The following is a 6473-nucleotide window of genomic DNA, read 5'->3' as shown; positions in this document are numbered from 1 at the left end:
CGCGCCCGCCGCGGAACCGGGCGCGCGCCTCGCGCACCCCGATGCGGTCCGGCGCCGGCGACACCGAACGTGACGGCCGCGCCGGCACACGGTCCGGCCGCGCAGGCAGCGTCGAACGGGAAGGCGGCGCCGCGCCGGGCTCGGGGGAGTCGCTCTGGATCATCCCTCCAGCATGGGACCAGCGTATCCATTCGACAATAACCAGTAGCTGAGGAAAACCATAAGCACCGGTTATGGTTGGCGTATGCCTGCCAACGCGTCGCCCGAACTCGATTCCACCATGCTGCGCGTCGTGGGCGCCCTCGCCGACTACGGCTCGATCACCGCGGCCGCGGCCGCGCTCGGCTACAGCCAGCCCGCGGTGAGCCAGCAGCTCAAACGCCTCGAACAGCGCATCGGCCTGGCCGTGATCGAACGCGTCGGCCGAGGAGTGCGGCTCACCGAGGCCGGCCGCCTGCTCGCCCGGCATGCGGCGACCGTGAACGGGGCCCTGGACACCGCCGCGGGGGAACTGTCCGAACTGCGGGGCCTGCGCGCCGGCCGGGTGCGGCTGGCGGCGTTCCCGTCCGCCTCGGCGACGATCGTGCCGCGCCTGCTGGCCGAGATGCGGCGCCGCCATCCGGGAGTCAGCGTCACCTATCTCGAGGCCGAGCCGCCCGAAGCCGTGGCCCTGGTGCGGGAGAACCAGGCCGACCTGGCGATCACCTTCAGCTACCCCGGTGACCGGGTCGACCCCCACCGGGCCAGCGCGGAGGGCCTCGTCGTGACCCGGCTCCGCCGCGACGAGATGATGCTCGTGCTGCCGGCCGCACACGCCCTGGCCGGCAACTCCGCGGTCGACCTCGGCCACCTGGCCGAGGAGAACTGGATCGGCGGATGTCCACGGTGCCGTGGCCATCTGCTGGAACTCTGCGGTCACCGCGGATTCACGCCCAGCATCTCCTACGAGACCGACAACGCGGCCGCCGTGCTCGGCCTGGTGGCGGCCGGCTTCGGGGTGGCCATGCTGCCCGCCCTGGCCCTCGACTCCGTCGGCCCGCAGCCCCTGGTCGCCATCCGGCCGACCCTCGGCCGCGACCACCGCACCCTGCACGCCGTCACGGTCGTCGGGGCCGCTGGCGTGCCGGCCATCGCTGCCACGCTGCGCCGACTGGCAGCGCTTGCCTCGCCGGACACGGCACCACCCGCCGCACCTCCTGTCTCTTCCGCCGCACCCTCGCGTGGAGGCAACTAGAATCGGAGGTGATGTCTGAGACAATTGCGCACCCGTTTTCCACCGCCACCGGCACCGACGTCCGCGTTCGGTTCTGCCCTTCTCCGACCGGGACCCCGCACGTCGGGCTGATCCGCACGGCGCTCTTCAACTGGGCCTACGCCCGGCACACCGGCGGCACATTCATCTTCCGGATCGAAGACACGGACCCGGCCCGCGACACCGAGGAGAGCTTCGTGCAACTCCTCGATGCGCTGCGCTGGCTGCACCTGGACTGGGACGAGGGCGTCGAGGTCGGTGGACCGCACGGCCCCTACCGCCAGTCCGAGCGCTACGACATCTACCGTGACGTGATCGAGCAGCTCAAGGCCTCCGGCCACATCTACGAGAGTTTCGCCACCGGCGAGGAGATCGAGGTGCGCAACGTCGCCCTCGGCCGCGACCCCAAGGCCGGCTACGACAACTTCGAGCGCGACCTGACCGAGGAGAAGAAGGCGGCCTTCCGCGCCGAGGGTCGCTCGCCGGCGCTCCGCCTCAAGGTGCCCGACACGGACATCTCCTTCGACGACCTGGTTCGCGGCGAGATCACCTTCCCGGCCGGCTCGTTCAGTGACTTCGTCGTCGTGCGGCCCAACGGGCATCCGTTGTACCCGTTCGTGAACCCGGTCGACGACGCGATGATGGGCGTCACCCACGTGCTGCGGGGTGAAGACCTGCTCTCCTCCACGCCGCGCCAGATCGCGCTGTACCACGCATTGATCGACATCGGGCTGGCCACGTTCGTACCGCGTTTCGGGCACATGCCCTACGTGATGGGCGAGGGCAACAAGAAGCTCTCCAAGCGCGACCCCGAGTCGAACCTGTTCCACCACCGCGCCCGCGGCTTCGTGCCCGAGGGACTGGTCAACTACCTGTCGCTGCTCGGCTGGTCGCTCAGCAGCGACCGCGACGTGTTCACGATCGACGAGATGATCGCCGCGTTCGACGTCGTCGACGTGCTGCCGAACCCGGCCCGCTTCGACCTCAAGAAGGCCGAGTCGCTCAACGGCGACCACATCCGTCTGCTCGAACCGGCCGACTTCGCCGCCCGGGTCATCCCGTACCTGGTGGCCGCCGGTGATGTGAGCGAACCCCTCAGCGAGGTGCAGCAGGCCATCCTCGAGGCCGCCGCACCGCTCGTGCAGGAACGTATCGCCCTGCTCGGCGAGGCGCCCGGCATGCTCGGCTTCCTGTTCATCGGCGGCGACTCGCTGGTCTACCAGCCGGATGCCCTCGCCTCGCTCCCGAAGAACATGCGCGAGATCCTCGCCGCGTCCACGGCCGCGCTGCTCGACATTCCCGAAGCGGAATGGACCCACGACCGCGTGCACACGACTCTGACCGAGACGCTGATCGACGGGCTCGCGCTCAAGCCGCGGGTGGCCTTCGGCCCCCTGCGGGTCGCCGTTTCCGGCCGTCGCATCTCGCCGCCCCTCTTCGAGTCGATGGAGATCCTCGGAAAGGCGGAGTCCGTGCTGCGGCTCGCGCGCCTGGCGGCCAGCACTCTCGAGTGAGCCGTCACCGGGGCAGGCCGATCTCGGTCTGCCCCGGTGAGCCGCCGGCTATTTCGGCTCTGAGTTTGTCCGGGCCTCCAGAGTGGGTTAGAGTTACGAGTCGGCCCGTTCTGTTGAATGGGCAATGGGGTATGGTGTAATTGGCAACACGACTGATTCTGGTTCAGTTGTTCTTGGTTCGAGTCCAGGTACCCCAGCAGTAGCAGGCGCAGGATTCTGCGGCGATATCACCCATCGCCCATCCCTCCTTTGAGGCCCGAAACGGGCCGAATTACCAGATACGACACCAGATACCCCAGGCAGCAGTACTGGGTTGTCGTGCGGCCCGGACAAATACTGATCTGTCACGGCTCACGCGGATGGCTCCCGGTAGCGCCTACGCACCTTCTGGGTATGGACGCGACAACGCAGGTTACTCCGACGTTCCTCACCCAGCACGAACTGTCCGAGTTGCTTCGACTCCCCGAGCGCACGCTGGAAGATTGGCGCCTGACGCACACAGGGCCGCCGAACTCGAAGCTCGGCCGGCATGTGCGGTACGACCTTCAGGACGTGTTCGCTTGGGCCAGGGAGCACCGACATGGCTAGGCCGCATATGCCCGCTGGAGAGCTGGGCACCGTCGTCGTCGGAATCCTTCCGAGCGGACGCTACCGAGCTTGCGCATCTTGCCGGGACGATGGCGGAGCATTGCATCGCCTCGCTGCGGTGGCCGACACCGAAGAGAAAGCCCGTGCCCATACCGACGGCGCTGAGATCAATTTAGATCGCCGCCGCGGTGCCCGCGCGGCCTCCGTAGCCGGGCGGCGGCGGTTCGATCTCCATATATGTGAGCCCGTGTGCCCACCTCCCCGATCACGTCCGAAAGCGGCAAGTGCAGCAATAGGCTTGAAAGGGTCCGCCTCGCTGCGCTGCGGGAGCCGCGGGCAATCTTCAGCTTTATCGTTCGGCCTTCAGGAGACACAATGACCGCAACTGCCCCAATTGATCCCACGTCCACTGAAGCCTGGAGCCGGCTCGCCGGGCTCGCCGGGCTCGCCGCGGGCTTTTCTCCTGATCTCCGCGGTTGGTTCGACACCGACCCAGGACGAGCCGATCGGTTCACCCTTCAAGCAGCCGATCTCACGGTTGACCTGTCGAAGAATCTGCTGACCGAGGAGATCTTGACCCACCTGGTGCAGCTCGCGACGGAGATCAACGTGGCCGGACGGTACCAGGCCATGATCGCTGGTGAACACATCAACGTGACCGAAGACCGGGCGGTGCTCCACACTGCGCTGCGCAGGCCGAAGGACGGCGCCGACCTCGTGCCGCCGACGGGCTTCGTCGTCGACGGTCAGGATGTTGACGCCGACGTCCATTCCACACTCGACAAGGTGTACGCATTTGCGGAAAAGGTGAGGTCCGGCACCTGGACCGGGATCACGGGCAAGCCGATCACGACCGTCGTCAACATTGGGATCGGCGGTTCCGACCTCGGCCCCGTAATGGTCTACGAAGCGCTGAAACCGTACGTGCAGGAAGGCCTCGAGTGCCGGTTCGTCTCGAACATCGACCCGGTCGACGTCTATGAGAAAACGGCGGGCCTGGACCCTGAGACCACCCTCTTCATCGTTGCGTCAAAGACGTTCGGCACTCTCGAGACGCTCACGAACGCCCGCTTGGCGCGAGAGTGGCTCTGGAACCAGCTGCTTAGCACGGGCGCCATCGACGATACAGACGCCGCCCGCATTGAGGCCGTCGCCAAGCACTTCGTCGCCGTTTCGACAGCTCTGGACAAGGTCGCGGCTTTCGGCATCGATCCCGAGAACGTCTTCGGATTTTGGGACTGGGTCGGCGGTCGTTTCTCGATCTGCTCCGCCATCGGCACCTCCGTGATCATCGCCATCGGCCCCGACAACTGGCGCGAGTTCCTTTCCGGCTTCCACGTCCTCGACGAGCACATGCGGACCGCACCCATCGACCAGAACGTGCCCGTCCTGATGGGCCTCCTCAACGTCTGGTACTCCAACTTCCTCAAGGCCCAAAGCCACGCCGTGCTCCCGTACGCGCAATATCTCCACCGATTCCCGGCCTACCTGCAACAGCTCACAATGGAATCCAACGGGAAGACTGTCCGCTGGGACGGGTCACCCACAACGATCGACACCGGCGAGGTTTTCTGGGGCGAACCGGGTACGAATGGTCAGCACGCCTTTTACCAGCTTCTGCACCAGGGCACGCGAATGGTTCCGGCCGACTTCATCGCGGTCGCGAATCCTGCTCACCCGCTGAAGGACGAAGCGGGAGACGGTGCCTCTGTTGAGCCCGGCCAGGACGTGCACGCGTTGTTCATGGCGAATTTCTTCGCCCAGACCAAGGCGCTCGCATTTGGCAAGACAGCGGATGAGGTGCGCGCCGATGGCACTGACGAGTCAATCGTCCCGGCCCGCACATTCCCCGGAAACCGGCCGACCACGTCGATCCTCGCGCCGGCCCTGACGCCGAGCGTGGTCGGTCAGCTCATCGCGCTGTATGAGCACATCGTGTTCGTCGAGGGCATCATTTGGGGTATCGATTCCTTCGACCAATGGGGTGTCGAGCTTGGCAAGCAGCTCGCGCTCCAAGTCACTCCGGCAGTTCAGGGTGACGCCGACGCCCTGCAATCTCAAGACTCGTCAACGAAGTCGCTGATCGCAAAGTACCTCAAGCTCCGAAACTGATCGGAAAAGACCACCTATGTCGTGCCGCCTGAGACCGTCAGAATAGGTGAAGCACTCCGGGCCTGTGCGCATCGGGGGCTGCTACAGAGCATTTCAGCCGACAGGAAAATGGCTGTATTAATTTGTCGCAGTCCCCGCCGTACTGTGAAAACCAAGAAGTAACACGGTTGTCACGCACGGGAATCAACAGGAGATGCAATGTCGAATACATGGCTCGGGCTCGAAGGAAAAGTCGTCATCGTCACGGGTGGTGCATCCGGAATCGGCAAGAACATCAGCCGTGAACTCGTCCGAGTCGGAGCGAAGGTCGCGGTTAGCGACCTTTGCGTCGAAACAGGCACTGACCCGGAAACGGGCATCTTCAACGTGAAGTGCGACATCACGAAAGCGACGAGCGTGTCTGAAATGGTTCAGTCGGTCGTGACGGAATTCGGTCATCTCGACGCATTGGTCAACAACGCCGGCATCAACCTGCCGCGGCTCTTGGTCGATGCCAAGGAAGAACGTCCCGACTACGAGCTGAATGAGCAGGACTTCGACCTCATGTTCGGAGTGAACGTCAAGGGCGCATTCCTCTCCACCCAGGCCGCAACGAAGGCCCTGTTGAAAAACGGTGGAGGTACGATCGTGAACATCACCTCCGAAGCCGGCATGGAGGGTTCAACCGGCCAGAGCTGCTATTCCGCCACGAAGAGCGCCCTCAATGGATTCACCAGGTCGTGGGCGAAGGAACTCGGCGCGCAGAACATCAGGGTCGTCGGCGTTGCCCCCGGAATCAATGAACCGACGGGGCTGACCTCTCCGGTTTACAACAATGCACTCGCTTACACCCGAGGGGTGAAGCCCGAGCAGCTCGCAACCGACTATTCCAAGGTCATCCCATTGGGACGGCCTGGAAAATTGAGCGACATCGCCAACCTCGTCGTGTACCTGGTCTCCGAACGGGCCTCCTACATAACCGGCACCACCATCAACATCAGCGGAGGAAAGTCCAGAGGCTAATCCCC

General features: G+C 65.0%; 5 protein-coding genes and 1 tRNA gene. All 6 read left to right on the top strand.

The annotated features are described in order from the left end of the window. The first annotated feature begins 244 nt into the window (after positions 1 to 244). Entirely contained in the window at positions 245 to 1234 is a 990-nt protein-coding gene (locus E3T23_RS05980) for a LysR family transcriptional regulator (RefSeq protein ID WP_134369471.1), read from the top strand. An 11-nt stretch (positions 1235 to 1245) separates the two neighbouring features. Further along, positions 1246 to 2766 carry a glutamate--tRNA ligase gene (gene gltX / locus E3T23_RS05975; protein ID WP_134369470.1) on the top strand — a complete coding sequence of 507 codons (1521 nt, stop codon included), beginning with the start codon at positions 1246 to 1248 and terminating at the stop codon, positions 2764 to 2766. 125 nt (positions 2767 to 2891) lie between these two features. Next, positions 2892 to 2963: transfer RNA gene (locus E3T23_RS05970), tRNA-Gln, on the top strand. A 196-nt stretch (positions 2964 to 3159) separates the two neighbouring features. Further along, a complete protein-coding gene (locus tag E3T23_RS15910; RefSeq protein WP_134369469.1) occupies positions 3160 to 3354 on the top strand; it encodes a helix-turn-helix transcriptional regulator in 195 nt (64 codons plus the stop codon). A gap of 375 nt (positions 3355 to 3729) precedes the next feature. Beyond that, positions 3730 to 5466 (top strand): glucose-6-phosphate isomerase, encoded by a 1737-nt coding sequence (gene pgi / locus E3T23_RS05960; protein WP_134369477.1) that lies wholly within the window; start codon positions 3730 to 3732, stop codon positions 5464 to 5466. Between the two features lie 198 nt (positions 5467 to 5664). Continuing rightward, the gene (locus E3T23_RS05955; protein ID WP_134369468.1) at positions 5665 to 6468 is read left to right on the top strand and encodes a sorbitol-6-phosphate dehydrogenase subunit; all 804 of its coding nucleotides are present in this window, start codon (positions 5665 to 5667) and stop codon (positions 6466 to 6468) included. Positions 6469 to 6473 lie beyond the last annotated feature (5 nt).

The sequence above is a fragment of the Cryobacterium cheniae genome (assembly GCF_004403395.1).
In the GTDB taxonomy this organism is placed as follows: Bacteria; Actinomycetota; Actinomycetes; order Actinomycetales; family Microbacteriaceae; genus Cryobacterium; species Cryobacterium cheniae.
Note: the sequence above shows the minus strand (reverse complement) of the source record. Positions and strands in the feature narration are given on the sequence as shown.